At 71.6% G+C, this 26,334-nt stretch carries 25 protein-coding genes and 1 pseudogene; 12 read left to right on the top strand and 14 right to left on the bottom strand.

Annotated elements, in window-relative coordinates; all coding sequences use genetic code 11:
• Positions 1 to 19: 19 nt before the first annotated feature.
• From ACZ7L4_RS05805 to ACZ7L4_RS05795, 3 genes are all read right to left on the bottom strand, one after another.
• Entirely contained in the window at positions 20 to 865 is an 846-nt protein-coding gene (locus tag ACZ7L4_RS05805) for a PP2C family protein-serine/threonine phosphatase (RefSeq protein WP_450809263.1), read from the bottom strand.
• A gap of 104 nt (positions 866 to 969) precedes the next feature.
• Positions 970 to 2,409, bottom strand: a complete 1,440-nt coding sequence (locus ACZ7L4_RS05800) for an MFS transporter (RefSeq protein WP_472100003.1) — start codon at positions 2,407 to 2,409, stop codon at positions 970 to 972.
• 68 nt (positions 2,410 to 2,477) lie between these two features.
• Positions 2,478 to 2,987 carry a nucleoside deaminase gene (locus tag ACZ7L4_RS05795; protein WP_472100002.1) on the bottom strand — a complete coding sequence of 170 codons (510 nt, stop codon included), beginning with the start codon at positions 2,985 to 2,987 and terminating at the stop codon, positions 2,478 to 2,480.
• 150 nt (positions 2,988 to 3,137) lie between these two features.
• Here ACZ7L4_RS05795 and cynR point away from each other — a divergent pair, with 150 nt between their 5' ends.
• From cynR to ACZ7L4_RS05780, 3 genes are all read left to right on the top strand, one after another.
• Positions 3,138 to 4,079, top strand: coding sequence for a transcriptional regulator CynR (gene cynR, locus ACZ7L4_RS05790; RefSeq protein ID WP_472100000.1), 942 nt, complete (start codon positions 3,138 to 3,140; stop codon positions 4,077 to 4,079).
• An 87-nt stretch (positions 4,080 to 4,166) separates the two neighbouring features.
• Complete coding sequence (locus ACZ7L4_RS05785) at positions 4,167 to 4,244, top strand: 50S ribosomal protein bL37 (RefSeq protein ID WP_370443954.1); 78 nt, start codon at positions 4,167 to 4,169, stop codon at positions 4,242 to 4,244.
• Between the two features lie 176 nt (positions 4,245 to 4,420).
• The gene (locus ACZ7L4_RS05780; protein WP_472099998.1) at positions 4,421 to 4,747 is read left to right on the top strand and encodes a hypothetical protein; all 327 of its coding nucleotides are present in this window, start codon (positions 4,421 to 4,423) and stop codon (positions 4,745 to 4,747) included.
• A gap of 41 nt (positions 4,748 to 4,788) precedes the next feature.
• On the opposite strand, the gene ACZ7L4_RS05775 is transcribed toward ACZ7L4_RS05780, so the two are convergent.
• Positions 4,789 to 5,607: a phytanoyl-CoA dioxygenase family protein gene (locus ACZ7L4_RS05775; RefSeq protein ID WP_472099996.1), complete on the bottom strand. Its 819-nt coding sequence runs from the start codon at positions 5,605 to 5,607 to the stop codon at positions 4,789 to 4,791.
• 148 nt (positions 5,608 to 5,755) lie between these two features.
• Here ACZ7L4_RS05775 and ACZ7L4_RS05770 point away from each other — a divergent pair, with 148 nt between their 5' ends.
• Positions 5,756 to 6,655 carry a helix-turn-helix domain-containing protein gene (locus tag ACZ7L4_RS05770; protein ID WP_472099994.1) on the top strand — a complete coding sequence of 300 codons (900 nt, stop codon included), beginning with the start codon at positions 5,756 to 5,758 and terminating at the stop codon, positions 6,653 to 6,655.
• A gap of 4 nt (positions 6,656 to 6,659) precedes the next feature.
• Here the strand turns inward: ACZ7L4_RS05770 and ACZ7L4_RS05765 are convergent, their stop codons facing one another.
• The 5 genes and pseudogenes from ACZ7L4_RS05765 to ACZ7L4_RS05745 all read right to left on the bottom strand — a co-directional run bounded on the left by ACZ7L4_RS05765 (position 6,660) and on the right by ACZ7L4_RS05745 (position 10,402).
• The gene (locus ACZ7L4_RS05765; protein ID WP_472100402.1) at positions 6,660 to 8,255 is read right to left on the bottom strand and encodes an FAD-binding protein; all 1,596 of its coding nucleotides are present in this window, start codon (positions 8,253 to 8,255) and stop codon (positions 6,660 to 6,662) included.
• A pseudogene (locus ACZ7L4_RS05760) lies at positions 8,149 to 8,376 on the bottom strand (FAD-dependent oxidoreductase); the annotation flags it as partial. The gene ACZ7L4_RS05765 and the pseudogene ACZ7L4_RS05760, both read right to left, overlap by 107 nt.
• 86 nt (positions 8,377 to 8,462) lie before the next feature.
• Positions 8,463 to 9,269, bottom strand: coding sequence for an IclR family transcriptional regulator (locus ACZ7L4_RS05755; protein WP_472099993.1), 807 nt, complete (start codon positions 9,267 to 9,269; stop codon positions 8,463 to 8,465).
• Positions 9,270 to 9,325: 56 nt separating this feature from the next.
• Positions 9,326 to 9,622, bottom strand: coding sequence for a YciI family protein (locus ACZ7L4_RS05750; RefSeq protein WP_472099991.1), 297 nt, complete (start codon positions 9,620 to 9,622; stop codon positions 9,326 to 9,328).
• A gap of 54 nt (positions 9,623 to 9,676) precedes the next feature.
• Complete coding sequence (locus ACZ7L4_RS05745) at positions 9,677 to 10,402, bottom strand: SDR family NAD(P)-dependent oxidoreductase (RefSeq protein ID WP_472099990.1); 726 nt, start codon at positions 10,400 to 10,402, stop codon at positions 9,677 to 9,679.
• Positions 10,403 to 10,586: 184 nt separating this feature from the next.
• Here ACZ7L4_RS05745 and ACZ7L4_RS05740 point away from each other — a divergent pair, with 184 nt between their 5' ends.
• On the top strand, positions 10,587 to 11,336 hold the full coding sequence (locus tag ACZ7L4_RS05740) for an SDR family NAD(P)-dependent oxidoreductase (protein ID WP_472099988.1): 750 nt from the start codon (positions 10,587 to 10,589) through the stop codon (positions 11,334 to 11,336).
• Between the two features lie 29 nt (positions 11,337 to 11,365).
• On the opposite strand, the gene ACZ7L4_RS05735 is transcribed toward ACZ7L4_RS05740, so the two are convergent.
• The gene (locus ACZ7L4_RS05735; RefSeq protein WP_472099987.1) at positions 11,366 to 13,324 is read right to left on the bottom strand and encodes an oxidoreductase; all 1,959 of its coding nucleotides are present in this window, start codon (positions 13,322 to 13,324) and stop codon (positions 11,366 to 11,368) included.
• A 132-nt stretch (positions 13,325 to 13,456) separates the two neighbouring features.
• Positions 13,457 to 14,035: a TetR/AcrR family transcriptional regulator gene (locus ACZ7L4_RS05730; protein WP_472099986.1), complete on the bottom strand. Its 579-nt coding sequence runs from the start codon at positions 14,033 to 14,035 to the stop codon at positions 13,457 to 13,459.
• A gap of 120 nt (positions 14,036 to 14,155) precedes the next feature.
• Here ACZ7L4_RS05730 and ACZ7L4_RS05725 point away from each other — a divergent pair, with 120 nt between their 5' ends.
• The 7 genes from ACZ7L4_RS05725 to ACZ7L4_RS05695 all read left to right on the top strand — a co-directional run bounded on the left by ACZ7L4_RS05725 (position 14,156) and on the right by ACZ7L4_RS05695 (position 23,157).
• Entirely contained in the window at positions 14,156 to 15,637 is a 1,482-nt protein-coding gene (locus tag ACZ7L4_RS05725; RefSeq protein WP_472099984.1) for an APC family permease, read from the top strand.
• 142 nt (positions 15,638 to 15,779) lie between these two features.
• Positions 15,780 to 17,297 carry a cellulose binding domain-containing protein gene (locus ACZ7L4_RS05720; RefSeq protein WP_472099983.1) on the top strand — a complete coding sequence of 506 codons (1,518 nt, stop codon included), beginning with the start codon at positions 15,780 to 15,782 and terminating at the stop codon, positions 17,295 to 17,297.
• Positions 17,298 to 17,414: 117 nt separating this feature from the next.
• Entirely contained in the window at positions 17,415 to 18,179 is a 765-nt protein-coding gene (locus ACZ7L4_RS05715; protein ID WP_472099981.1) for an IclR family transcriptional regulator, read from the top strand.
• 46 nt (positions 18,180 to 18,225) lie between these two features.
• Positions 18,226 to 19,920 carry a hypothetical protein gene (locus ACZ7L4_RS05710; protein WP_472099979.1) on the top strand — a complete coding sequence of 565 codons (1,695 nt, stop codon included), beginning with the start codon at positions 18,226 to 18,228 and terminating at the stop codon, positions 19,918 to 19,920.
• A 2-nt stretch (positions 19,921 to 19,922) separates the two neighbouring features.
• A complete protein-coding gene (locus ACZ7L4_RS05705; protein WP_472099978.1) occupies positions 19,923 to 20,642 on the top strand; it encodes a hypothetical protein in 720 nt (239 codons plus the stop codon).
• A gap of 4 nt (positions 20,643 to 20,646) precedes the next feature.
• Positions 20,647 to 21,621 (top strand): dipeptidase, encoded by a 975-nt coding sequence (locus ACZ7L4_RS05700; RefSeq protein WP_472099976.1) that lies wholly within the window; start codon positions 20,647 to 20,649, stop codon positions 21,619 to 21,621.
• 126 nt (positions 21,622 to 21,747) lie between these two features.
• Complete coding sequence (locus ACZ7L4_RS05695) at positions 21,748 to 23,157, top strand: MFS transporter (RefSeq protein ID WP_472099972.1); 1,410 nt, start codon at positions 21,748 to 21,750, stop codon at positions 23,155 to 23,157.
• Here ACZ7L4_RS05695 and ACZ7L4_RS05690 read toward each other — a convergent pair.
• The 3 genes from ACZ7L4_RS05690 to ACZ7L4_RS05680 are packed head-to-tail and all read right to left on the bottom strand — an operon-like array spanning position 23,154 to position 26,331.
• A complete protein-coding gene (locus tag ACZ7L4_RS05690; protein WP_472099971.1) occupies positions 23,154 to 24,542 on the bottom strand; it encodes a GH1 family beta-glucosidase in 1,389 nt (462 codons plus the stop codon). The genes ACZ7L4_RS05695 and ACZ7L4_RS05690 overlap by 4 nt on opposite strands.
• 8 nt (positions 24,543 to 24,550) lie before the next feature.
• The gene (locus ACZ7L4_RS05685; RefSeq protein WP_472099970.1) at positions 24,551 to 25,375 is read right to left on the bottom strand and encodes a carbohydrate ABC transporter permease; all 825 of its coding nucleotides are present in this window, start codon (positions 25,373 to 25,375) and stop codon (positions 24,551 to 24,553) included.
• A gap of 5 nt (positions 25,376 to 25,380) precedes the next feature.
• Complete coding sequence (locus ACZ7L4_RS05680) at positions 25,381 to 26,331, bottom strand: carbohydrate ABC transporter permease (RefSeq protein ID WP_472099968.1); 951 nt, start codon at positions 26,329 to 26,331, stop codon at positions 25,381 to 25,383.
• Between the last annotated feature and the right edge of the window lie 3 nt (positions 26,332 to 26,334).

Below are 26,334 nucleotides of genomic sequence, written 5' to 3'. Positions count from 1 at the left end.
GTGTGGCCGCGCGCACCGCTCAGCCGGTCGGCGGGCGCCGCCCCGCGGAGCCGACGTCGTGGCCCACGACGAGGACGGCGGCGTCGTCCTCGTGGCCCACCGAGTCCGCCAGTTTCATCACTCCTCCGGCGAGGGTGTCGACGCCGAGACCGGCCGCGGCGGTCACCTCCGCGAGCCGCCGGACCTGGCCGAGGCCGTCGTCGAGGTCGAGCGAGGGGCCCTCGACCACACCGTCGGTGGGCAGGACGAAGACACCACCGGTGGTGAGGCGGTGGCACGCGACGGGGAACGTGGCGCCCTCCAGCACACCGAGCGGGGGCCCGCCCTCCGTGTCGTCGATGCCGGACCGGCCGTCGGCGGTGGCCCAGATGTGAGGGATGTGACCGGCCCTGGCGGTCTCCAGGGTGCCGCTCGCCGGGTCGAGGCGGAGGAAGGTGCAGGTGGCGAAGAGGTCGGTGTCCAGGGAGACGAGGAGGTCGTTGGTGCGGCCGAGCAGTTCGCCCGGGTCCCCGGTGACGGACGCCAGCGCGCGCAGCACGACGCGGACCTGCCCCATGTACGCGGCCGCCTGGATGTTGTGCCCCTGGACGTCGCCGATGGACAGGCCGATGCAGCCGTCGGCCATGGTGAAGGCGTCGTACCAGTCTCCGCCGACGTTGAGGCCGTGGTTGGCGGGCATGTAGCCCACCGCGAGGCGGACGCCGTCGGGGCGGGGTAAGTCACGGGGCAGCATGCCCCGCTGCAGCGCCACCGCCAGTTCGACCCGTGAGCGCTGCAACTGCGCCAGCTCCCGCGCCCGGGCGGTGAGCGCACCCAGCTTGGTCAGCAGTTCCTGACCGTCCTCGAGGGACTCGCTGCGGAACATCGTTCGCCCCGTTCCAGGAGATTTTCCCCCACTGTGCCCGGGGCGCGGGCCGGTCGCACGTCAACGGCCCGCGTGAGCGGTACCCGCCCGTCCCTCTGCCCGCGCTATTTCGCCGAGTCCCGGGGCCGGGCGAGCACCGCCGCGCCGAACGCGGCCAGCAGCAGACCGACCAGCGGCCAGCGGACCGCCGTGGTGAAGCCGTGCAGCAGCGCGGTGCGGTGCGGGGCCGCGAAACCGGCGGCCGCGCCCGCCGCCACGGTGTTGAAGACCGCGGAGCCGATCGAGCCGCCGACCTGCTGGGCCGAATTGAGGGCGGCCGAGGCGATGCCGGAGTCCTCGGGCGGGAGGTTCGCCGTGGCGGTCGTCATCAGGGCGAGGAAGGTGGCGCCCATGCCCATGCCGAACAGGGCGAGTCCGGGCAGGATGCCGGTCGCGTAGTCGGCGTGCACCGTCAGGCGGCTGAGCCACCACAGGCCCGACGCGGCGACGCACAGGCCGCTCACCATCATCACGCGGGCGCCGAGCCGGGGCAGCAGGCGGGTGCCGAGCTGCGTCGCGGTCAGCGTGGTGATCACGCTCAGCGGCAGGAAGCCGAGACCGGTGCGGGCCGCCGACCAGCCGAGGACGGTCTGCAGATGGAAGGTGAGGAAGAGCGACAGGGACAACTGCGCCGCCATCAGGCAGGCCCCCGCCACGAGGGCCGCCACCCGCGCCCGGTCGCGCAGCAGCCGCGGCGGGAGCAGCGGGGTGCGGGCCTTGCGCAGCCAGAGCGCGAAGAGGAGGAGCAGCACCAGGCCCACCGACAGCGCCGCCACCACGGGCCGGCCCGTCCAGCCGCTGTTCTCCGCCGCGCTGAACCCGTAGACCAGCAGGGTCAGTCCGCCGCAGGCCAGCAACGCGCCGGGCACGTCGAGGCGGCCACGGGTGCGCGGCGCCGTGTCGGGCGGCATGAGCACACTGCCCGCGAGGGCCGCCCCGGCGAACAGGACATTGACGTAGAGGCACCAGCGCCAGCCCGCGGTCTCCGTGAGGACGCCGCCGAGGGTGACACCGAGGGCGCCGCCCGCGCCGCCGAGCGCGCCGAAGATCGCGATGGCGCGGCGGCGTTCGCGCAGGTCCGGGAAGGTCGTCGTGATGAGGGCGAGGGCGCTCGCGGCGAGCAGGGCCGCGAACACACCTTGCAGGGCGCGCGCCGCGAACAGTGTCCCGGACCCCGGGGCCATGCCACCGGCCGCGGAGGCGACGGCGAAGCCGGCCAGGCCGGTGAGGAAGACCCGCTTGCGGCCGACGAGGTCGGCGATCCGGCCCGCCAGCAGGAGCAGCCCGCCGAAGGCGAGGGTGTACGAGGTGATGGCCCAGGGGCGGGCCGCGTCGCTCATGCCGAGGTCGCGCTGCATGGAGGGCAGCGCGACGTTCACGATGGTCGCGTCCAGCAGGATCATCAGCTGGGCGAGCCCGAGCACCGCCAGGCCCCACCAGCGGCGGGGCGGGGCGGGCGGGGCCGGTGCGGCGGTGGCCGCGGCGGCGGCGCAGTCCTGTGTCATGTTGTGTGGTGGTCCGTGGGTGTCCGGTTCCGAAGAGGGCGGGGTGATCTTCGCACCCCGGCGGGGCTTCAGGCGCTGGTGGGGGCGCCGGGGACGCGGCGGTCGCCGCCGTTGCGCCGCTGCCACTCGCGGTAGACCTCGACGGCGTCGGCGTGCGGCTCGTAGGTCATGGGCAGCCGGCGCTCGTCCCAGTCCTTGGCGAACTCGCCGTAGAAGGTGTCGAGTTCGAAGTACTTGCGGTCGTCCACGTAGTGCGGGGCGTAGGCGTCGCGGGTCGTGACGAAGACGACCTCCGCGGGGCTGCAGTAGTAGAGCGCGGCGAGGCACATCGGGCACGGGTGGGCGAGGACGTAGATCGTGGCGTCGGTGAGGTGCTCGGTGCCCAGCTTCGTGCAGGCCTCGCGGATGGCGAGGATCTCGGCGTGGGCGGTCGGGTCGTTGGTCTGCGCGACCTGGTTGGGGCTCTCCGCGATGATCTCGCCGCCCTGGACGATGACGGTGGCGAAGGGGCGCCCTCCGTCGGCGACATTGGCGCGGGCGATGTCGATGGTGCGCTGTGCGAAGTCCTTGACGTCCATGGCGAGCTCCTTCTCGTGCCGTTCCTGCTCGGGCGCTCCCCGAGGAGCGGGCCGATGGATTCACCGTGCATCAACTGGATCTATAGCGTCAAAGACTCGCTGGGCATGGGTTGTATTGGTGTTCTCTATACCTGCTTCTACGCTGGAGGGATGTCCGTCGAACTGCGTCAGGTGCGCTACTTCATGGCCGTGGTCGAGCACGCGGGGTTCACCCGTGCCGCCGAGGCGCTGCGGATCTCCCAGCCGACCCTGTCCCAGCAGGTCAGACAGTTGGAGCGAAATCTGGGCGTGCAACTGCTCGACCGCAGCGGGCGCACCGTGCGGCCGACCGACGCGGGGCGCGCGTATCTGGATCACGCGCGGCGGGCGCTGCGGGACCTGGCCGCCGGGGAGCGTGCCCTCCATGACGTACGGGACCTGTCGCGCGGGCATCTGCGCCTGGGGGTGACGCCGACGTTCACCGCGTACCTGGTCGGGCCGCTGATCGCCGCGCTGCGGGAGCACCATCCGGGCATCACGATCACCGTGCGGGAACTGACGCAGGATCTGCTGGAGGCCGAACTGCTCGCCGACGCGTGCGATCTGGGGATCGCGTTTCAGGGCGGGGAACTGCCGGGGATCGCGGTGGAGCCGCTGTTCACGGAGAACCTGAGCCTGGTCGTGGGCGACGGGGCCGATGCCGACCGCGCGGCGGACGGTCCGTGGACGGCGGCCGACCTCGACCGGCTGCGTCTCGCGCTGCTCAGCCAGGACTTCGCCACCCGCGGCCGGATCGACGCGTACTTCGCCGAGCACCGGGTGCGGCCCCTGATCGCGGTGGAGGCCAACTCCCTGCAGACGCTGATCGACATCGTGCAGCGCACCGGCCTTGCCACCGTGCTCCCGGACCCGGTCACGCACGGGCATCCCCACCTGACGCCGCTCCCGGTCGACCCTCCCCTGCCCACGCGGACGGCCGCGCTCCTGCGGCGCGAGGACGGCTACCGGAGCGCGGCGGCGGACGCCTTCGCCGGGCTCGTCCGCGCGCACGTCGAGGCCCGTCCGTTCCGCCCACCGGAGCCTGAAACGGGTGTGACGCAGGACACACATTAAGCATGCATGATCACGGGTATGAGCCCGGGCGCTGCCTGGACAGATCCAGGGAGAACCACAAGAAACACCACACCCTGGGAGGTATCGATGTCCTCGAAGCGACGCCGTAAGAAGAAGGCCCGCCGCAAGAACGGCGCCAACCACGGCAGCCGTCCCCAGTCCTGAGGGACTGACGGCAGCGATACGGAGCGGGGCGGCAGAGCATTCTGCCGCCCCGCTTCCGTTTCCCGGGCGGGCAACCGCCGCGCCCGCCGAGTCTGAACGCGCCCGCCGGGACGCGCGTATCTCTGTGCGACGCACTGCTCACTACGCGCCGCGAGGCGTGGAGGAGGACCGTGGAGATGTCGGAATCCGGCCAACCATCGCTGAACGCACTGCCGGACGGTGAGGCGGAACTCGCCGTCGTATTGCGGCTGACGTGGGAGGACGTCGCCGCGATCGGGCAGGAGGCCAGCAGGCTCGCCGCCCGGGCGCAGCGGGCCGTGACGCTGGACGAGGCGGTGAGCCACCGGCTGCGCTCCCGTCCGCCCACCGCCTCCCATGCGAAGCCGCCCCAGGCGAGTGCCGCGGCGCTGCCGGCCCTGGCACCGAACGGGCACGCCCCGGGCGAGCAGGCACGCCAGGCCATCGACAAGATCAACGGAAGGTCGGGACCTGACACGGCGTGAGGGGTGTCAGGTGGGTCAGGTCTGTGAGGCGTGTGAGGTCGTCAGTGCGGTGCCGGTGCGAACTCCGTTCCGCAGGGGCCGCCGCCGGTGCTCTCCTGCGCCTCCACCACCTGCCCGTCCATGGTCAGCAAGCCGTAATAACCGGCGATGCGTTCGGTGGAGCGGCCGACGTAGTGGCAGATGAAGGAGCGGCGGAAGCGGTCCGCCGTGCGGTTGGGTCCCGAGCCGTGGACCAGGGTGCCGTTGAAGAACAGGACGTCGCCGGGTGCCATGTCGACGGGCTCGGGGACGAGGCCCGGGGGCGGCGGCACGTACTCGCGGGCGAAGGACAGGCTCGCGTCCGCCTCCTCCGGGCAGAACAGGTCCATCAGGTGCGTGCCCGGGACCACTTCGAGCCCGCCGTTGTCCCGGTCGATGTGGTCGAGGGCGACCCAGGCGGCGACGCAGGTGCCGGGTTCGACCCGCAGGTAGAAGTTGTCCTGGTGCAGGGCCTGACCTCGGGCACCGGGCGGCTTGAAGTAGAACATGCTCTGCGCGGCGAGCGCTTCCTCGCCGAGGAGCCCCTCCAGGATGCCCGCGAGGCGCGGGTCGAGGAGGCGGCGCCGCGCGAGGTCGTTGAAGCGGTGCGGCTGCATCACGCGGGGGTACGCGAGAAGGGGGTCGGGTTCGCCGTCTGCCGGTTGCGGCGTGGGCTCGAAGTGGCCGGGCACGGGGCCGGAGGCCTGCAACCCCATGAATTCCTCGGTCAGTTCACGGGTCTCGGCGGGATCGAGGAGGCCGCGGGCGATCGCGAAACCCCGGGTACGGAACCGCTCTTGGAAGGCGACGGTGTCACGGACGTCGAACTCGTCTGTCTGCACGGGGGTGTTCCTCTCGGCCGTCGGACGTCTCTTGAGCACGCGGGAACCGTGTGCTGGACTGCTGCGCACTCGTGGTCCGCGCACCGGCGGACCGATCCGAACCTACGGCCGGGGCGGTGGACACCGAATGACGGGCACCGGCGCGCACATGCCTGAAACTGCTGCGGACACACCGTCGCCGCCGGCCCGACTGCTCGTCGCCTCCCGCTTCTCGCAGCCCGCCGACTACCGGGTGACGCGTGCCGCGGGCGCCGCCAACTGGCTGCTCATGTGGACCGCCGAGGGGCGTGGCCAGGTGCGGGGAAGCGGCTCCTGGATCGCGCAGCGGCCGGGTGACCTCGCGGTGCTCCCCGCCCACCGCGGGCACGCCTACCGCACCGACCCTTCCGTACGTTCCTGGGGCGGCTGGTGGGTGCACTTCCAGCCGCGCGCGGCCTGGCCCGCATGGCTGCGCGACCACGCACGGGACGGCGGGGTGTACTGCGTCGCGGGGGTGCCCGGCGCGGCGCGCGGCCGGGTCGACGCGGCCTTTCGCAGGCTGCACGCCGACGCGCGCTGGGCCGGCGGGGAGGCGCCGCCCGCGCAGGACCCGACTGGCATCGCGATCGCCTCCGCCGGGCCCGGCAGGGAACTGGCGCTCGGCGCCATCGAGGAGGTATTGCTGCTGGCCACCGGGTCCACCGCCGCCGCGGGCCGGGCCGCCACGGCGCTGCGCGATCCGCGCGTGGTGCGGGCCGACGCGATCGTCGCCGCGGACCCGGGCGGCCCGCACACGGTCCGCTCCCTGGCACGCGAGGTCGCCCTGTCCCCCTCGCGGTTCGCGCATCTCTACGCCGAGGAGACCGGCCGTACGCCGATGCAGGCCGTGCGTGCCGCGCGGCTCGGCCACGCCCAACGCCTCCTGGACGCCACCGACCTGGACATCGGCCAGGTGGCCCGGGCCTCGGGCTTCGCGAGCCCCTTTCACTTCAGCCGGGCCTTCCGGGAACGGTTCGGGGTGCCGCCTTCGGTGTACAGGGCGGGCGCCACGCACGAACCGGGGCTCTAGGCGATCACCCCTGGCGCCCCTGCGACCGCTCCCGCGCGTGGTCCGCGATGTCACGGCCGACCTGGTGGCCGAAGACCATCGCCGGGCCGATGTTGGCGCCGTAACCGGGATAGCCGCCGCCGAACACGGAGACGGCGGAGGTGCCCACCGCGTACAGGCCGGGAACCGCCTGCCCGGTCTCCGTCAGGACCTCGCTGCGGGTGTTGACCGACAGGCCCGCGTACGTGCCGAGGTCGCCCATCTGGATCCGCACGGCGTAGAAGGGGCCCTTGTCGATGGGCGCGAGGTTCGGGTTGGGCTTGTGCTCCATGTCGCCCTTGAAGTGGTGGAACCAGTTGGAGCCGCGCCGGAACGCGGGATCCTCGCCGCGCGCCGCGCCCTCGTTGAACTCCTCCAGGGTGCGGGCGAGGGCGTCGGCGGGGACGCCGATGCGGGCGGCGAGTTCGGCGACCGTGCGGCCCTGGACCAGGTAGCCGACCTTCTTGAAGTACCAGGTGGGCAGCGGCCAGGGCTTGGCGTAGCCGATGCCGTAGGTGTGCATGGCCTTGCGGTCGGCGATGATCCAGCCGTGGGTGTCGCGCTCCCCCGCGTCCTCCTTGATCATTTCGACGCCGAAGTCGTGGTACGAGTACGACTCGTTGGCGAAGCGCTCGCCGCGGCGGTTGACGGCGATCAGGCCGGGCAGTCCGAAGGCGCGCAGGTGGGGGAAGATGCGGTCCTGTCCGCGCAGGTTCTTCCAGACCGTCACCGGTCCCCAGGAGGCGGGCTGGTGGGGGTGGGAGTTCATGACGCCGCCGACGGCGTGGGCCAGCCGGTAGCCGTCGCCCTCGTGGCCGACGGTGGGCGTGGTGTGATTGTCGCCGCGCGGGTCGTGGGCGAAGTGGCTGCGCCGCAGTTCGCGGTCGCCGGAGAAGCCGCCCGCGGCGATCACGACGCCGAGCCGGGCGTGCACCGTGCCGGTGCGGGCGCCCTCGATCTCGGCGCCGGTGACGACCCCGTTGTCGTCCTTGAGGACGCGGGTGGCCCGGGTCCGGGTCCACATCGGGATTCCGGCGTCGGTGGCGGCGGCGATCAGCCGGGTCATCAGGGCGTTGCCGTTGGTGCGCACCAACGAGCGGCGGAACAGCAGGCTTTCGGCCCACGTGCGGGTCAGTTTGCGGGTGACGTGGGCGAAGGCCTTCACGGATCGGTTGGCCTTGATGAAGGTGGCGATGTCGGGGCCGATCTCCGGCATGTAGCCGAAGACGGTGTACGGGTACAGATAGGGCTGCACGCGCAGCCGGTTGCGGCCCAGGATCCGGCCGTTGGTCGCGGCGACGGTGACGGCGCGCCCCGACTTGCGGGCACCGGGGGTGTCCATCTGGTAGTCGGGGGCCATCTGCGGATAGTGGAACTCGATGCCGGCCTCGTTCTCGAGGAAGTCCATGGCGCGCGGCACTTCGTCGAGGAACGCGGCGACGGCCTCGGGGGGCGTGGGAGGGCCCGGCGAGCGCCTTGATGTAGGTCTCCGCCTCCTCCCGGGTGTCCCCCTCGGCGATGCCCTGCCGGTTGCCGGGCAGCCAGCCCCAGCCGCCGGAGATGGCCGACGTGCCGCCCAGATGGCGGTCCTTGTCGATGACGAGTACGTCGAGCCCCTCACGCCGCGCCCTGAGCGCGGCGCAGATGCCTGCGGCTCCGGAGCCGATGATCAGCACGTCGTACGTGAATGTGGTGTTGCCCATGGTGTTCCCTCTCCGAGGTGCGGCCCTGGCGCTTGAGGCGCCGTGAACACCCTGCTGACATACGGGAGTTGGGAACAATGACGCTTTCATTCAATGGAAAGCCGGGAGGCACCGCGGGTGCGCACCGGGCGTTCGCCCGGCGTCGGGGCGCCGAGGGTGCGGGAGATGCCGCGGGCGGCGGCGAGCAGCGCGGGCACACAGGCGCGCGGGTGGGGTTCGTCGCTGGGGAGCACGACGGAGAGCGCCGCGATGACATGTCCGCTCTCGTCCCGCACGGGGGCGGCGACGCCGGTGGAGCCGACGGTGATCATTTCGGGCGCGACCACGTGTCCCTCGCGGCGGATCTGTGCGAGCAGGCGGCGCAGTTCCGCGGGGTCGGTGACGGTGCCGGGCGTGTGTCGCTCCAGGGAGCCCGCGAGGGCCTGCTCCCACACCTCGGGTGGGCTGTGGGCGAGGAGGACGAGGCCGGTGGAGATCGCGTGCACGGGGAGGCGGCCGGCGATGCGGGCGACGTTGGAGACGGAGCTGCGCGCGGAGAGGCGTTCCAGGACGAGGACGTCGGTGCCTTCGAGGACGCCGATCTGTGTGTGGTGGCGGACGACGGAGTGCAGGTCCTCCATGAACGGCATGGCGGCCTGGCGCAGATCGAGGGTGCGCGAGGAACGGGAGGCCAGCTCCCACATCTGGACGCCCATGCGCACACCCTTCCCGTCGGTGCGGTCCAGGGCGCCCAGGTCGACGAGTTCCCCGACGAGCCGGTGCGCGGTCGCCACCGGCAGGTCGGCGCGCCGGGAGATCTCCGAGACGGTGAGCACGGGGGTGGCGGCGGTGAACAGGCGCAGGATGCGCATCGCGCGGGTCAGCACCGACTCGCCGGAATCCGATCTTGCCATGAGGGTCATCCTCGGTGTCCGGGCCCGGTCTGCCAAGGCCCGGACGACGAGAGGTGTCAGCCGAGCCGCGCGGCGAGCGGTCCGAGCACGGGCGTCCACTCGCGTGCCTCGACGGCCGAGACGAGGCCCTGGACGCGGAAGGGGTCCTGTGCGGTGGCGGCGAGCGCGGCCGCCTTGTCCGCGGCGCGTATCAGCAGCAGCGCGCCGGGGTCCTCGCCCGCAGCGAAGGGCCCGGAGCAGAGGTTGACCCCCTCATCGGCGAGGGCGCCGAGGAACTCCTTGTGGGCGGGGCGGTGGGTGTCGCGGCCGGCGGTGACGTCGGTGTACGTGTACGTGACTGCGTAGACAGGCATCAGATGGTCTCCGGTACGTGGTGGACGGCCTTGATGGTGGGCGGGCAGGGTCGATCATCCGGCAGTGGTGTACCCGCCGTCGATGTACAGCGTCTGGCCGGTGATGAAGCCGGAGCGTTCGCCGTCCAGCAGGAAGAGGACGGCCTGCGCCACGTCCTCGACCGTGCACAGCCGGCCCAGCGGGACCTGCCGGACCATCGCGTCGAGGTCGAGGGCGCCGCGTTCGACCATGTCGCGGATCAGCGGGGTGTCGACCCAGGCGGGCCCGACGGCGTTGACCCGCACGCCCGCGCCTGCCCACTCGGCGGCCAAGGCGCGGGTGAGTCCGACGACGCCGGCCTTCGCGGCGCTGTAGGCGGTGCGTCCGGGCAGGCCGCGGGCGGCGGCGATGGAGGCGACGTTCACGATGGCGGGGGCGGCGGCGAAGTGCCCGTACGCGGCCTGACAGGCGAAGAAGGTGCCGTCGAGGTCGACGTCGACGACGGTGCGCCAGTCGTCGGGGGGCAGGGTGCGCGAGGAGCCGGGGCGGGTGAGACCTGCGCTGTTGACCAGGCCGTGGACGGGCCCGAGCCGCCGGGCCACGGCGGCGAAGGCGGCGGCGAGTTCGTCGGGGCGGGTCACGTCGGCGGTGACGGCGAAGGCGCCGAGGTCCCGTGCGGCGGCGGACACGGCGTCCGTGTCGCGGTCGAGCAGGGCGACGCTCCAGCCGTCGGCCGCGGCACGGGCCGCGAGCGCCCTGCCGAGGCCCGAGGCGGCGCCGGTGATCACGACCGTGGGCATGGGCTCTCCGAAGGCTTGGGGCGAAAGGGGGCGCTCCGAGTCTCGGAGAGGCTGCCGACCGGCTCCACCGGAATTCCACTCAATGGAAAACGGGGTTACCGAGGAATTCCCTCCCGTTTAGCGTCCCGCACGGCTCGACCAATTCGGCGGAGTCGATCGAATTGAAGGAACGGGAGAAGTGACGATGGGCGAGGGACGTGTGCAGGGCAAGGTCGCCGTGGTCACGGGAGGCGCGCGCGGTATCGGCGCCGCCGTCGGCGACGCGCTCGCCGCGCAGGGCGCCACCGTCGTCGTCGCGGACCTGGCCCCGGCCGACGCCTACCGGGGCAAGGCCGCGTATCGACAGGTCGACGTGACGCACGAGGAATCCGTGCGCGCGGCCTTCGACTGCGTGTCCGAGACCTACGGGCGCATCGACGTCCTGGTCAACAACGCGGGCGTGCCCGGTCCGATCAAGCCGTCGCACGAGGTCGAGGAAAAGGAGTTCGACCTCGTCTTCTCCGTCGACGTCAAAGGGGTGTGGCTCGCCACGAAGCACGCGGTGCGCCACATGCTGGAGACCGGCGGCGGATCGATCGTCAACATGTCGTCGATCTACGGCCTCGTGGGCGGCGCGCGTATTCCGCTCTATCACGCGGCAAAGGGAGCGGTTCGGCTGATGACGAAGGCCGATGCCGCGACATACGCGAAGTCCGGAATTCGCGTGAATTCCGTTCATCCGGGTTCCATCGAGACCGAGTTGAGCAGGTCGCTGTCGGCGGACCCCTCGCCGGAAGCGGCGGCGTACGCGCAGCGCATGCTCGACAACACCCCGATGGGACACCGCGGCTCTCCCTCGGACATCGCCAACGCCGTGGTGTTCCTGGCGGGCGACGAGTCCCGCTTCGTCACCGGCACCGAACTCGTCGTCGACGGCGGCTACACGGCGATCTGACCCACGATCGGGGCCTAGCCGCGCGCCTCTCACACCGAAGCCCCCGCCCGCAGCCCTTCGAGCACCGCCTCCTCCACCGACCGGGGGCTCACGCAGTCGCCGATCGCCACGGCGCCCGGGTGGTCCGTGAGGTCGGTGACGGGGGTGTGGCCCTGGGCCAGGACGACCGCCGCGATGTCGTCGAGGACCACGGGCTCCTCCGTGAGGGTGTGCTGGAGGTAGGCCGTGTCGTTGTCGGCGCCGTAGAGGCGGACGTTGGGCAGGACCTCGATCTTCGCGCGCACGGCGGCCGTGAGCATGGCCGCGCGCACGTACTGCTGCAGGTGCTCCCCGGCGGCGAACCCCGTGACGCCCAGGGTGACGCGACGGCCCTGCTGGGCCAGGAGGAGTGCGACGCCCAGTCCGACCCAGTCGCCACGCCAGTCCGCGACGAGGATGCGGCCGCGCGGCGTGCGCGCGCCCTGGATGACCTGCCAGGCGTCGAGGACCACCGGGTCGTCCAGGCGCTCCAGTTCGGGGCGCAACGGCTTCGCTCCGGTCGCCAGGATCACCGCGTCGGGCGCGGCGTCAACGAGCAGCGCGTGGTCGACGCGGGTGTCGGTGACGATGCGGACGCCGGCGCGCCGTGCCTCGCCCTCCAGGTTGGTGGCCGCTCCCCCGAACTCCGCCCGGCCCGGCAGCTCCTGGGCGAGCAGGACCTGGCCGCCGGGGCGTCGGCCTGCCTCGTACAGGGTCACGTCGTGTCCGCGGCCCGCCGCGACGGCCGCGGCCTTCAGGCCCGCGGGTCCGCCGCCGACGACCACGACGCGCTTGCGCCGTGTGATCAGCGGCAGGGTGCCGAAGCGCAACTCGCGTCCGGTCTGCGGGTGTTGGATGCAGGAGATGGGGTGGCCCGACTGGAAGTGGCCGATGCACGCCTGGTTGCAGCCGATGCAGGCGCGGATCTCCTCGGTGTCGCCGCGTTCGGCCTTGCCGGGCATGTCGGGGTCGCAGATCAGGGCGCGGGTCATGGCACAGGCGTCGGCCTGCCCCTTGGCGATGATGGTGTCCGCTTCCTGGGGCTGGTTGATGCGGCCCGCGACCATGACGGGGACGCCCACCACCTCGCGTACGCGCGCGGCCATCGGCGCGGTGTAGCCGGCCGGGTGGGCCATCGGGGGTGCGATGTGCTGGGCCGCGGACAGGGTGGCGGAGCTTCCGGCGCACACCGACACGTAGTCGACGAGCCCTTCCGCGTCGAGTCGGGCGGCGACGTCGCACACCAGCTCCGGGCTCAGCCCGTCGTGGGCCAGTTCGTCGCCGGAGATGCGCAGGCCGACGACGAAGTCGTCGGTGGCGTGCTCGCGTGCGGCCGCGAGGGATTCGCGCAGGAAGCGCAGCCGGGCGTCCGCGCTGCCGCCGTAGCCGTCGGTGCGCCGGTTGACCTGCGGGTTGAGGAACTGGGCGGGCAAGTAGCCGTGGCTCGCGACCACTTCGACGCCGTCGAGGCCGGCGGCGCGCAGCCGGCGTGCCGCCTCTCCGTAGCCCGCGATCACCTCGTCGATCTCTACGTCGGTCATCGCGCGCGGCATCACGTGGAAGCGCTCGCTGGGCACGGCGGAGGGCGCCCAGGCGACGGGGGCGCTGCCGTCGGGTGACTCCAGGATCTCGCGGCCGGGGTGGAAGATCTGGCCGAAGACGGTGGCGCCGTGCCGGTGCGCGGCCTCGGCGAGGCGCGCGTAGCCCTCGACGCAGGAGTCGTCGTCGGCCATGAGGACGTGCGAGGTGTAGTGGGCGCTCGCGTGCACACCACCGACCTGGACGACGATCAGGCCGACGCCTCCCTCGGCGCGCGCCGCGTGGTAGGCGACGAGCTCGTCGGTGACCTGGCCGTCGCGCACCAGGACCGTGTCGTGCCCGGACGACACGACACGGTTCTTCACGCTCACACCTCCGATCCGCAGCGGGCTGAACAGATGCGGGAACTGCGACTGCGGCTGTGCTTCCATGCGGCCTCTCCGTCCCGGCGCACGACGGCGCCTGCGGTCTGCGCTTCAACTGCCTTGCGTGTCAGCCCTGTTCGCGATCACTTGCGTGTCGACCCCGTTCACGTCGACTTGCGGGTCAGCCCTGTTCACATGTCACCGCGTCCGGACCCCGAACATCGCGCGGGCCGTACCGAGCAGCAGTTCCGCATACCGCTCCGATGTCATCCCACCCCTGGCCGCCACCGCCATGTCGCAGCCGTCGACCAGGACGGCGACGGACGCGATGGCCGTGTCCACGGGGATCACGGGCACGAAGTCCCCCTGGGCGATGCCGTCCTCGACGATGCCGGTCAGCAGCGTGAGCCACTCCTCGTGCACGGACCGCACCCCGTCGCGCAGCCCGGGGTGGCGGGCGGCGCTCGCGCAGAACTCCGTCCAGGTCGCGCACCGGCGCTCCAACTCCGGGTCTCCGGTGAGGGCTTGGACGAGCAGTTCGAAGCGGTGCCAGGGGTCCGGCTCGTCGGCCGCCGAGGCCCGCCAGCGGGCGATCAGCTGCTCGATGGACCACTCGAAGGCCTCGCGGAACAGCTCGTCACGTGTGTCGAAGTGGTGCTGCAGCGCGCCGATGGAGACTCCGGCGGCACGGGCCACGTCCCGCAGCCGGGCGGCGTCCAGGCCGCGCTCGGCCAGCACGAGCGCGGCTGCCCGCAGCACATCCTCACGGTCGACCACAGACCCTCCCCGGCATTGACGAATGTCTCTGCGTCCTCCACCTTGCCAGAGAATAATAACGCATTATTGTGAGCTGCCGCACAGTCCACACCTCCCCAACTTCCCTCAGAGGTGGTCCTCTTGGACGGGCACAACGCAGGACGCAACGACGGACACGACACCGGGACCGGCGGCCCCGAGTCACTGCGCAAGACGCTGACCTGGCGCGACGGTTTCGCGATCGCTCTCGTCATCCCCAACGGCCTGCTCCTGACCGTCGGTTACGCGATCGGGGCCATCGGCGCCTGGACGGCGATCGCGATCTGGGTGGGCGGCGCGCTCGTCGGCCTGCTGCAGAACATGCTGTTCTCCGAGACCGCCGCGATGTTCCCCGGCATGTCCGGCGGCGTCAGCCGGTACGCGATCGAGGGCTGGAAGCGCTACTTCGCGCCGCTGGGCGCCGTGGCCTCCTTCGGCTACTGGATCGGCTGGTCGTTCAGCATCGCCGTGAACGGCGCGGCGATCGGCACCCTCGTCACCACGCAGTGGCTGCCCGGCCTGCCGTCGTTCCCGCTGCTCGGCCACGAGATCGGCGGCACCGAGATGATCGCGGTCCTGGCCATCGCGGCGGGCTGGGCCTGCAACTACTTCGGGGCGCGCCTGACCGCCGCCACCAGCAAGGTGGTCAGCGCGGTGGTGCTGTGCGGCCTCGTCGTGGTGGTCGCGGCGCCGCTCGTGCGCTCGACGGACTGGGACGTCGACCGGCTCACCTGGTTCCACGGCGGGTCCTGGATGACCATCGTCGTCTGGTACTACGTGACGTGCTGGACGACGTACGGGACGGAGATCTGCGCGTCCTTCGCGCCGGAGTACCGCGACACGGTGCGCGACACCGCCAAGGCGCTGCGCGCCACGTCGCTGGTGTCCCTGGGGCTGTTCCTCGTCGTGCCGCTCGCGATGACGGGTTCGGTCGGCGAGCAGGCCATCGCGGCCGACGCGGTGGGTGCCTTCGCGCTCGCCTTCGAGAAGGCGCTCGGCGGCATGGCCCCGCTCGGCGTGGCCGTCCTCGTCGTCTCGATGTTCCTCGGCATGGTGTCGACCACGGCGGACGGCTGCCGCGCGCTGTACGGGCTCGCCCGTGAGGGCATGACGCTGCGCCAGCTCGACCGGCTCAACCGCTGGGGTGTGCCGGGGCGGGCGCTCACCCTGGACGCCGTGGTCAACGCGGCGATCGTGCTGCTGCTCGGCGAGCCCCTGAGCATCCTGCTGGCCAGCAACTTCGGCTACCTGACGGCCGTAACGCTCGCCGTCGCCGCGTTCCTGCTGCTGCGCCGGGACCGCCCGAACTGGACGCGGCCGATCCGCCGGGGGCGCGCCTGGATCCCGGTGGCGTGGGGGCTGCTCGTCCTGAACGTCGTCGTGGTCGTCATCGGTGTGACACATCCCTCGCTCGCGGGATACGGCGGGATCGGCGACACACTGGTCGGTGTCGCCATCCTCCTCATCTCCGTGGGTCTGTACGGGTATCGCTGTCTGGTCCAGGACCGGCGCCCCATCGCCTGGCGCATCGAAACGCCGGACATGCCCGTGTCGCGCGCAGACGCTCCGGTTCGCACCGAGTGACCCGACACATCACCCATACGGGATGCGGTAACTCCCCGTAACACGCGGGGAGTTGTGTGCGGGCACACACCGGGCGGACACACACCGGGCACAGCGCCTACGATGTGCCGCCGTGCCCCGCACCCGATCGTGAAGGACCCGCATGGCGCCCCCGTCCCGAGGCCCCGCCGGAAAGCGGCGCAAGCCGCGCACCACACCGGCCGGGTGGCTGTCCGCGCGCGCGTCCGCCGGGGCCGCGCTGGTCGGCCGCCGCACCGGCGCGTTCGTGGCGGGCGGCGCCGTGCTGGTCGCGGGCACGGTCGGCGGAACCTTGCTGGCCACCGGCGGCGACGACCCCGCGGCACTGACCGCGCGCTACCAGGGCACGGCCACCTCGCAGGGCGCCTTCACCGGCCGCTACGTGATCCACAACGGCGGCGGGTCCGCGGCCCCCGACTGGAAGCTGTCCTTCACGCTGCCGAAGGGCGCCACGCTCTCGTCGCTGTCACCGGCGCACTACGCGGTGCAGGGCCGGCACATCACGGCCGAAGCCCGACCGGGCGACTCCCCGCTCGCGCCCGGGAAGTCGGTCACCCTCACCCTCAAGGCCCGCTCGACGTCCGGCGCGCACCCCACGCACTGCTCCGTCGACGGCACACCGTGCACGATCGGCGCGGTCCCCTCCAGGAGCACCTCGCCGCCCCCGAAGCCCTCGCACTCCCCGCCGAAGAAGCACAGGCCGAAGCCCGAGCCGAGCCGCTCGACCGCGCCGCCCGAGCCGGTCTCGTTCGCCCCGTACGTCGACACCTCCCTCTCCCCCGCCTTCGACCTGCCCCGGGCCGCCCGTGACACGGGCGTGAAGGCCTACACCCTCGCCTTCGTGAAACCCAAGGGCGACTGCACGCCGCAGTGGGGCAGGTCGACGCTCGACGGCAACCCGGTCGCCGCCAAGCTCGGCGCACTGCGCTCCGCGGGCGGCGACGCACGCGTCTCCTTCGGCGGCCAGAGCGGCAACGAACTCGCCCGCACCTGCACCTCGGTGTCCCGTCTCACCTCCGCGTACGAGGAGGTGATCGACCACTACAAGCTGGCCAAGGTCGACTTCGACATCGAGGGCGACGCGCTGACCGACCGCGCGAGCGTGGACCGCCGCAACCGGGCCGTCGCGGCACTGCAGCGCCAACACCCCTCCCTCGACGTGTCGTTCACCCTTCCGGCGCTCCCCCGCGGCATCACGACGGACGGTCTCACCCTGCTGCGCAACGCAAAGCAGCATGGCGTCGACATCGACACCGTCAACGCCATGGCCATGAACTTCGGCTCCTCCCCCGCGCCGCACCCGCGCGGCCGCATGGGCGCGTACGCCATCGACACGGCCGAGGCCACGCACGCCCAGCTCAAGGCCATCCTCGGCGGCTCCGACCGCGCGGTCTGGAACCGCGTCGCCGTCACCCCGATGATCGGCGTCAACGACATCGACGACGAGGTCTTCACCCTGTCCGACGCCGCCGAACTCGGCGCGTTCGCCAAGTCCAAGGGCATGGCCTGGATCTCCCTGTGGTCGGCGACCCGCGACCGCGCCTGCCCCGACGGCCCGGGCGGCCCGTCGGCGGCGACGTGCAGCGGGGTCGGACAGTCGGCCGGCGCGTTCATGAAGGCGTTCGTGTCACACATGCGTTGACGTGCGACGACGCGCCAACCACTGCTGAACATTTGGCCGCTGTTCGCCTCTTGACTCAACTCGGGCCGTGGTCTTCATAATTGGCGTCACGAAATACGGGATGGTGTCCTACATTTTATGACGACCAATGAAGCGAACAACACGACCAAGCCCATGAGCTCCGCCCTCAAGCTGCTGCGTCTCCTCGACGTGGTGGGTGAGACCACCGATCCGGTGCGAGTGGCGGAGCTGGCCCGAGCCGTCGGTGCCACGCGTTCCGAGGTGCACCGCCAGCTGGTCACCCTGGTGGCCGCCGGCTGGATGGAGCAGCTCCCCGACGGCGCCTATCAACTCACCGTGAAGGCAGCCCACTTGGGCAACGCCGCACTGCAGCACGCCGGATTCGGCGAGCGAGTCTCCCGCGTCCTCGCCGACCTCGCCGAGCGCATCGGCCAGTCGGTGTGTCTCGCGGTCCTCGACGACGACGCGACCCGCGTGGTCAAGCGCGCGGAGCCCGGCACCACGGCCCACGTCACGCTCGCGCTCGGCCGCCGGATGTCCCTGCGGGGCGGCGCGACGGGGCGGGCACTCATCGCCCACGCCGACGACGCCACGCTGGCGGCGCTGCGCGAACGCGGCGTCCCGCTGCCGGACGACGAGGAACTCGTCGAGATCCGGGAGGCGGGTTACGCGCTGATCCCCGAGTACGCCGACGAGGGCCTCGCCGCCATCGCCTTCCCCCTGGTCGGCCGCACCGGCCGCCCGACCGTGACACTCTGCGCGGTCGGCCCCCAGACCCGCTTCGACCCGCTGTCCGCCAAGGACGTGCTCGCCGAGGCCGCCGCCGACCTGGCCCGGCTCACCGCCGGCCTCGGCGAGGGCCACACCTCCTGGACGGCCTGACCCACCCCCACTGCGCTCGCGCAGCCCCCTCTCCGAAGGGAGTCACATGACCACCCGGAGCGAACTCCGGCCCTCCGAGGACCACCCCGAACCCGCCACTGCCTTCATGCGCCCCGAGCGGCTCGCCACCCTCGCCCCGAGCAGGCTCAGCGCCAGCCGCTCGCTCATGCACCTGATGACGCGGGAGCGCTGGACGGTCGACCTCGTCCGCTTCGACATCGACGAGCGCGCCCGCGGCGAGGCGGTGTACCGCGTGCGCACGCCCAGTGCCGTCTTCGACTTCATGGTGTTCTCCTTCGAGCCGAAGCTCGAGGGCCGCACCGGACGCATCATCGGCACCGACTGGGACATGATGGGCGCGCTCGTCGAGGGCGAGACGTCCGACGAGGACCTGCGGGTCACCCGCGAGGAGATGCCGAAGCTGTACGCGGGGCGGGCCACGCCCGGCTCCCTCGTGTGGTGCCGCTCCAACCGCAGTCTGCGCCTGTTCGACCATGTCATCGAGCACCTCGCGGCAGGCCGCCAGCCGCGCGTCTCCGAGCTGTGGCCGGTCGGCTATCTGATGCGCAACACGGGCCTGGACGGCAACGGCACCTTCGGCACCCGCTCGTACGGGGCGCTGGAGGAGGACCACCCGTTGCGCCTGCCGTACCACGCGCAGATGCTCGCCGCGTATCTCATGCGCGAGTTCTCCGTGGACCTGGTCGAGCACCTCGCGCGCTGCCGCGACCCGCGCGCCGCGCGGCTCGACCCGGAGCTGCGGCGCTTCCTGGGCCTCGGCAACGGCTCCGCACTCGGCCTCGTGTTCTTCGCGAACAACCATCCGGTGCTGCTCGACCGCTGGCTCACCCTGCGCCGCACGGCCGTGGCGGAGGCCCGCCGCATCCCGGTGGTGCCGGGCTCGGCGGAGGCGGACCGGGCCGCCGAACTCCTGGCGCGCGCGGTCGACTTCCACGACCAGGACCCGCTCACCTACCACGACTTCACGGCCTCGTCCGTGGTCGCCGACGGGCTGCGCGTGCTCACGGAGCGGCTTGCGGGCGCCGGGCCCGACGCCGTCTTCGGCGATCTCCTCGTCGGGCTTCCGGACGACCGGGTGTGCCAGGAGGCCGTCGAGGTGTTCGACGCCGTCCTCCTGGAGCTGCGCCCGGAGCACACCGACACCCTGCTGCGCCACCAGCCCGCGGACGAGACACTGCGCCACCGTCCGCAGGAGACCGTCACGCAACTGCGGGACCTGCTCGCCCGCGAATACGCCTGGGCGCTCGCCCACGACCTGGCCGACCCCGACCAGCGGTACTTCCGCTGGTACAAGTCGCGGGACGCCGAGGAGCCGCGCCGCGGCCCGGTCGAGGAGGTGCCCGGCGGCTTCGAGTGGGCGCTCGACCTGCCCGGCGACATCCAGCGGCTCGCCGCCGCCCTCGATGAGGTGCCCGGTGACACCCTCGTCGGAGAGTTCCTCGCCGACCGCCCCGAGGAGCGCTGGACGGTGACCCGCGCGCAGGGTCTCGCGGGGCGCCACCACCACTCGCCGCACATGAACATGCTGGCGAAGGACTTCGTCCCGGTGCACATCGTGCGGCTGATGAACGCCGCGTTCCACGGCCTGGACAAGACCGTGGACGCGTTCGGCCGCAGCGTGCTCGGCCTCCTCTTCCACGGCGCTCCGACCCGCGCGGACCTGGCGGAGGGACGCGCCTTCGACTGGATCTACCCCCGCCGCCCCGAGGAGCGTGACTGATCGTGACCTCAACTCCCCCCGCCGGTACGGCCACTTCGACCGTCAATGTCTCCCTGCGCGAGTGCCGTCTGGTGACCGCACGTGTGCTGCGGGCGCTGGGTGTGCCGCGCGGCGCGGTTCCCGCCGCCCGCGACACGGTCGTCGTCGCCGAGTCCCTCGGCCTCGACGCGCTCCGCCGGCTGTACGACGACGCGGACACCCTGCGTGCGACGGCGGGACTGCGGAGCCGCCGCCGCACCGAGGGCCCCGACACCGTCGTCGACGCCCGCGGGCGCCACGCGCTCGTCGCCTCGCCCGACCTCCTCGACCTGGCCGCAGCACTGACCCACCGCCATGTGAAGGCCCGCATCACCGTGACGGACGTCGCCCGGCCCGAGCTGCTGGACGTACTGCCCGTGCAGGCGGCCGAGTTCGGTGTGGCGCTCTCGGTCGGCCGTGGCGGCCAAGTGCTGGACTGCGCCCCGCTGCAGGACCCGGCGCCGGTCTCCGAGTCGTCCCTGGACCATGTGCTGCGCCACGGCCTCGACGTCTCCGCCGACCTGTGGTGGAGCCTGTTCCACCTCGGCAACGAGGCACTGACCCCGGACTCGGACCTGTCACGGCAGCACACCGGACGTTCGGTGTTCGACGAGAGCGGCCGGATCGTCGGCGAGGTCGGCGAGGACTGGGCCGACGAGCCGGCGCACGAGGCGACGGCCCCCATACCCAGCGACGGAAGGTGACGACGTGCTCTACATCGACGGCCTCGAATGCAGCCGCTACGACCGCGAGGTCTTCCAGGAACTTCGAGCGGGCCAACTGGCCTGCGTGACACCCACGTTGGCGTTCTGGGAGAACGCGACGGAGACGATGGACGAGATCGGCCGCTGGCGCGACCTCGAGCGCGAGAACGCCGACCTGATCCGCATCGCCCGCACCTCCGACGACATCGAACAGGCCCACCGCGACGGCCGCACCGCCGTCCTCCTCGGCACCCAGAACTCCTCGCCGATCGAGGACCGCATCCGCTTCCTGGAGCTCTTCCACGACATGGGCCTGCGGGTCATGCAGCTCACGTACAACAACCAGAACGCCATCGGCGGTTCCTGCTACGAGCCCGAGGACAGCGGCCTGTCCCGGTTCGGGCGCGAGGTCGTCCAGGAGATGAACCGGCTCGGCATGGTCGTGGACCTCTCCCACGTCGGCGAGCGCACCGGGCTCGACGCCGTCCGGGTCTCCGAGCGACCGGTCGCCGTCACCCATGCCAACCCCCGCTCCCTGTACGACCACCCGCGCAACAAGGGCGACGAACTGCTCAAGGCGCTCGCGGCAGGCGGCGGCATGCTCGGCCTCGCCACGTACCGCAACATCAGCGGGCCGTGGGCGAACAGCCGCGAGGAATGGTGCGACATGGTGCGCCGCACCGTCGACCTGATCGGCATCGACCACGTCGGCATCGGCACGGATCTCAGCCGCAAGAGCGGCGAGCCGGAGCTCCAGTGGATGCGCAAGGGCCGCTGGACGCGCACCGAGCAGCGCGGCGCCGCCCTGTCCGGCGCTCCCGGCAAGGCACCCGCGATCACCTGGATGGAGTCCACCGCCGACTTCCCGGCCCTGGCCCAGTGCCTCTCCGAGCACGCCGGGTTCGACGAGGACGAGGTCGCCAAGATCATGGGCGGCAACTGGCTCCGCTTCTACCGCCAGGTACTCAAGCCGGCCTGACATCCCCCGTGCGCCACAAGCACCACGAGCTCCACCCGCACTACCCGCACCACCGCAAGGAGACAGCCCCCACTCCTCCCCATCCCGTGCCGCACATGTCCGGCGCGGTCCCGAAGGGCGGTCACCGTGACCCCACAGACCTCCACCCCACCCCAGCAACTGACCGGCGCCGCCCGTGAGGTGGCGGCCCGGCTCGACCGGCTGCCGTTCACCCGCGTCCAGCGCGGCATCCTCCTCAAGGGCGGCCTGAGCACCACCTTCGACGGCATGGACAACGGGATCGTGTCGTTCCTGCTGCCCATCGTGGCCGGCGTCTTCGCGCTCTCCGGCCTGGAACAGGGGCTGCTCGGCAGTTCCTCCCTGATCGGCGCCGTGATCGGCGCGCTGCTCGTCGGTTTCATCGGCGACCGCACCGGCCGGCGCAATCTCCTCGTCTGGTCGATGACCTGCTACAGCGCGGCAATGATCCTCGGCGCGTTCTCCCCCGACGCCTTCGTGCTCGTCGCCACCCGGATCGTCGGCGGCGTCGCCATCGGCATCAACGCCAACATCGTGATGCCGTACCTGGCGGAGTTCTCGCCGCCGTCCCGGCGCGGTCACTTCGTCGGCTCGCTCGCCGGGTTCTTCGCGTTCGGCTATGTACTGGCCGCGCTGATCGGCTACTTCATCATCCAGGCCTTCGACGGCGGCTGGCGCGTCGCGCAGATCGTGGTCGGTCTCCCGATCATCCTGGCGGTGTTCTGGCGGCGCAGCCTGCCCGAGTCGCCGCGCTATCTGGTCTCGCGAGGTCGCGTGGACGAGGCGCTGGCCGAAGTGGAGCGCCTGGAGGACAAGGTCCGCAAGGCCACCGGCGCGCCGCTGCCCGAGCCCGCGCCCGCAGGCCCCGGGGCGGCGGCCGGCGCCCCGGCCGCGGATCAACCGCGCGGCCTGCAACGGTTCCTGGCCCTGTGGCGACCGCCGCTGCTGCGCCAGACCGGACTCGTCTGGGTGCTCTGGTTCTGCTTCAGCTTCGTCTACTACGGCTTTCTGGTCTTCCTGCCGACGCTCCTGGTCGACCGGGGCTTCTCCATCAGTGAGAGCTTCGGCTACTCCATCCTCATCGAGGTCGCCCAGGTCGTCGGCTACTACCCGGCGGCGGTGCTGTCCGAGCGCCTCGACCGGAAGTGGAGCATCGTCATCTTCCTGCTGGCCGGTGCGCTGGCCGCGCTCGGTGCCGCGACGGCCCACAGCGACGCGGTGGTGATCGTCTGCAGCGTGGCGCTCGCGTTCTTCCTCAACGGCGCCTACGCACCCCTGTACACGTACACGCCCGAGGTCTACCCGACGTGGATCCGCGGCACGGGCGTCGGCGCGTCCGCGGTCTTCAGCCGCGTGGGCGCGGCCCTGGCCCCGATCATCCTCGGCGCCGCCTACACCTCGCTCACGTTCGTCGGCGTCTTCCTGCTGCTGTGCGCCGTGATCGTGGTCGCGGTCGTGGCGGTCGCCGTCTTCGGTACCTCGACGCGGGACCGGAGCCTGGAGGACATCACCGCCTAGCCGGTCAGCCCCCGGTGCGCCGCGATCAGCCTCCGGTACCAGTGGTAGCTGTCCTTCGGCGTCCGTTCCTGGGTGTCGTAGTCGACCCGTACGATACCGAACCGCTTCGCGTAGCCGAGGGCCCACTCGAAGTTGTCGAGCAGGGACCACACGTAGTAGCCGCGCACGTCGACGCCCGCGTCCATCGCCGCGCGCAGCGCCGTGAGGTGGCTGTGCAGGTAGGCGATGCGGTCGGGGTCGTGGACCGCGCCGTCGGCGGCCGGTGTGTCGTGTTCGGCGGTGCCGTTCTCGGTGATGTGGATCGGCGGGAGGGCGTCGCCGTAGCGGTCCTTCAGGGCGGTCAGCAGGTCGGTGAAGGACTCGGGGACGACCGGCCAGCCCATCGCCGTGCGGCGCACGTCGGGGTAGGGGCGCTCCTCGTACCGGTTGTCGGTCGCGACGCGGTGTGCCGGGTCCGGTTCGCGGTGCGGGGCGTCGGCGACCACGATGGGGCGGTAGTAGTTGACGCCGAGGAAGTCGAGGGGCGCGCCGATGAGTTCGAGGTCGCCCTCGCGGCGGAAGTCCTCGGCGGCGATCAGTTCGCCCCAGGTGTCCTGCTCCGTCGTCGGGTAGCGGCCGGCGAGGAGCGGTTCCGTCCAGACGAGGTTGTGCTGGGTGTCGGCGCGGGCGACGGCCGCACGGTCGGCGGGCGTGTCCGTGGCCGGGACGTTGCGGTCGAGGTTGAGGGTGATGCCCGCCTCGCGTACGCCCGCCGCCCGCAGCGCCTTCATCGCCAGGCCGTGGCCGACGAGAAGGTGGTGGGCTGCTGCCAGCGCTCCGGTGCCTTCCTGGGCTCCGGGCGCGTGGCGGCCCACCGAGTAGCCGAGGAAGGCGCTGCACCAGGGCTCGTTGAGGGTGATCCAGCGCGGCACGCGGTCGGCGAGGTGCTCGGCGACGATCCCCGCGTACTCGCCGAACCGTTCGGCGGTCTCGCGGACCCGCCAGCCACCCCGGTCCTCCAGGGCCTGCGGGAGGTCCCAGTGGTAGAGCGTGGCGGCCGGCTCGATGCCCGCCGCCAGCAGTTCGTCGACGAGCCGTGAGTAGAAGTCGAGGCCCTTCTGGTTGGCCGGCCCGGACCCCGTCGGCTGGATCCGCGGCCAGGCGATCGAGAAGCGGTACGAGTCGACGCCGAGGTCGCGGAGGAGAGCCACGTCCTCGGGGTAACGGTGGTAGTGGTCGCAGGCCACGTCCCCGGTGTCGCCTTCGTGCGTGCGGCCGGGCGTGTGACTGTAGGTGTCCCAGATGGAGGGGCCGCGGCCGTCCTCCTTCGCGGCGCCCTCGATCTGGTACGAGGCGGTGGCCGCGCCGAAGACGAAGCCTTCCGGGAACACGGGCAGGTCGTTCATGAACAGCCTTACTTGATGGAGCCGCCGGTGATCCCGGCGGCGATGTACTTCTGGGCGAGGACGAGCAGCACGGCGGCCGGGATCGCCGACAGGACGGACGCGGCCATGACCGAGCCCCAGTCGCCGACGTGCGCGCCGATGTACTGGTAGATGCCCAGGGTCACCGGCTTGACGTCGTCCGTCGTGTTCAGCGTGAGCGCGAACATGAAGTCGCTCCACGCGTACAGGAAGGAGAAGAGGCCCGCCGTGATCAGGGAGTTGCGGCTCATCGGCAGGACGACCTGGACGAAGGTGCGCAGCCTGCCCGCGCCGTCGGCCTCGGCCGCCTCGATGACCTCCTTGGGGATCGCCACCATGAAGGAGCGCATGAGGACGATGGCGAAGGGGATGCCGAGCGAGGCGTCGGCGAGCATCAGGCCGAAGTAGGAGTTGACCAGGCCCAGATCGACGTACGCGCTGTAGAGGGCGTTGGCGATGACGATGCCCGGCACCATCTGGGTGATGAGGGTGCCGAAGACGATGGTGCGGCTGCCGCGCAGCCGGAACTGGGCCAGTCCGTACGCGGCGGGCGCGGCGATGGCCAGACAGATGGCGACGGCGCCGAGCGCCACGGCGAGCGAGGTGAGCAGATGGCCGCCCTGCTCGGTGATCGCGGAGGTGAAGCCGGACAGGTCCAACGATCCGGGAACGGGAGAGACTTCGAGCAGTCCGGACTCCGGCTGCAGCGCCGTGTTGATCATCCAGTACAGCGGGAACAGCATCACGCCGAGGATGACGATCCCGGCGGCGGTGGCACCCCAGCGGCGCCCGGACGTGGTGGTGGCGTTCGCCATGCCGGTCACTTCCCCTCGGAGCGGTTGGCCCGCAGGTAGAACACCGCGAAGACGGCGGAGATGAGGATGAGGACATTGCCGACGACGGCGCCCGCGCCGAAGTCGAGCTGGACGAAGGAGTTCTGGTACGTGAGGGTGCCGAGCGTCTGGGTGGCGTCGGCGGGGCCGCCGTCGGTGAGGGCGAGGATCAGGTCGAGGATCTTGACCGTCGACATGAAGCCCAGGACGAGCACGACCGTGATGACGGGCTTGAGCAGCGGCAGCGTGATCGAGCGGAAGGTCCGCCAGGCGGAGGCGCCGTCGAGGGACGAGGCCTCGTACAGCTCCTTGGGGATCTCCTGGAGGCCGCCGTAGAGGATGACCATGTTGAACGGGATGCCGATCCAGATGTTCACCATGATCACGGAGAAGAGGGCCATGCCGGGGCTGGTCAGCCAGGGGGTGTGTCCGCCGAGGCCGATGAGCTCGGCGAAGGAGTTCAGCACACCGGTGTCCTGGTCGAGGATGCGGCGCCACACGATCCCGGAGACGACCATCGGGACGAGCCAGGGCAGCAGGATCAGGGAGCGCAGGAACCCGTTCAGCGGAAATCGCTTGGTGAAGAAGACGGCGAGCGCGAGGCCGATGCCGAACTGGCCGATCAGCGAGCCGATCGTGAAGACGATGGTGTGCCACAGCGCCTTGCCGAAGAGGTCGTCGTGGAAGACCTTGCTCCAGTTGTCGGCGCCGTTGAAGGGGGACTTGCCGTCGAAGAACGTGGACGGCGAGAAGTCCTGGAAGCTCATCACGACGTTGCGGACGAGCGGGTAGCCGAAGAACAGCAGCATGAAGACGACGGCGGGGGCGATGAACCCCCACTGGCTCAGCCTGCGGCGGCGCCGGGCGCGTGCCGGGTCGGTCTTCTTCTCAACTGCCGGGCGCTGGACGGCGGGTGCGGTGGCCGTGGTGGTCGACATGGT

It is taken from the genome of Streptomyces sp. NPDC107575 (genome assembly GCF_055657265.1).
This window is presented reverse-complemented; position numbering and strand designations above follow the sequence as displayed.

Coding starts and splice junctions, on each gene's coding strand:
- ACZ7L4_RS05690 (WP_472099971.1), bottom strand. CDS start 24,542: ATGAACGACCTGCCCGTGTTCCCGGAAGGCTTCGTCTTCGGCGCGGCC.
- ACZ7L4_RS05800 (WP_472100003.1), bottom strand. CDS start 2,409: ATGACACAGGACTGCGCCGCCGCCGCGGCCACCGCCGCACCGGCCCCG.
- ACZ7L4_RS05795 (WP_472100002.1), bottom strand. CDS start 2,987: ATGGACGTCAAGGACTTCGCACAGCGCACCATCGACATCGCCCGCGCC.
- ACZ7L4_RS05780 (WP_472099998.1), top strand. CDS start 4,421: ATGTCGGAATCCGGCCAACCATCGCTGAACGCACTGCCGGACGGTGAG.
- ACZ7L4_RS05735 (WP_472099987.1), bottom strand. CDS start 13,324: ATGGAAGCACAGCCGCAGTCGCAGTTCCCGCATCTGTTCAGCCCGCTG.
- ACZ7L4_RS05785 (WP_370443954.1), top strand. CDS start 4,167: ATGTCCTCGAAGCGACGCCGTAAGAAGAAGGCCCGCCGCAAGAACGGC.
- ACZ7L4_RS05755 (WP_472099993.1), bottom strand. CDS start 9,269: ATGGCAAGATCGGATTCCGGCGAGTCGGTGCTGACCCGCGCGATGCGC.
- ACZ7L4_RS05805 (WP_450809263.1), bottom strand. CDS start 865: ATGTTCCGCAGCGAGTCCCTCGAGGACGGTCAGGAACTGCTGACCAAG.
- ACZ7L4_RS05715 (WP_472099981.1), top strand. CDS start 17,415: ATGACGACCAATGAAGCGAACAACACGACCAAGCCCATGAGCTCCGCC.
- ACZ7L4_RS05680 (WP_472099968.1), bottom strand. CDS start 26,331: ATGTCGACCACCACGGCCACCGCACCCGCCGTCCAGCGCCCGGCAGTT.
- ACZ7L4_RS05770 (WP_472099994.1), top strand. CDS start 5,756: ATGCCTGAAACTGCTGCGGACACACCGTCGCCGCCGGCCCGACTGCTC.
- ACZ7L4_RS05720 (WP_472099983.1), top strand. CDS start 15,780: ATGGCGCCCCCGTCCCGAGGCCCCGCCGGAAAGCGGCGCAAGCCGCGC.
- ACZ7L4_RS05710 (WP_472099979.1), top strand. CDS start 18,226: ATGACCACCCGGAGCGAACTCCGGCCCTCCGAGGACCACCCCGAACCC.
- ACZ7L4_RS05740 (WP_472099988.1), top strand. CDS start 10,587: ATGGGCGAGGGACGTGTGCAGGGCAAGGTCGCCGTGGTCACGGGAGGC.
- cynR (WP_472100000.1), top strand. CDS start 3,138: ATGTCCGTCGAACTGCGTCAGGTGCGCTACTTCATGGCCGTGGTCGAG.
- ACZ7L4_RS05750 (WP_472099991.1), bottom strand. CDS start 9,622: ATGCCTGTCTACGCAGTCACGTACACGTACACCGACGTCACCGCCGGC.
- ACZ7L4_RS05745 (WP_472099990.1), bottom strand. CDS start 10,402: ATGCCCACGGTCGTGATCACCGGCGCCGCCTCGGGCCTCGGCAGGGCG.
- ACZ7L4_RS05685 (WP_472099970.1), bottom strand. CDS start 25,375: ATGGCGAACGCCACCACCACGTCCGGGCGCCGCTGGGGTGCCACCGCC.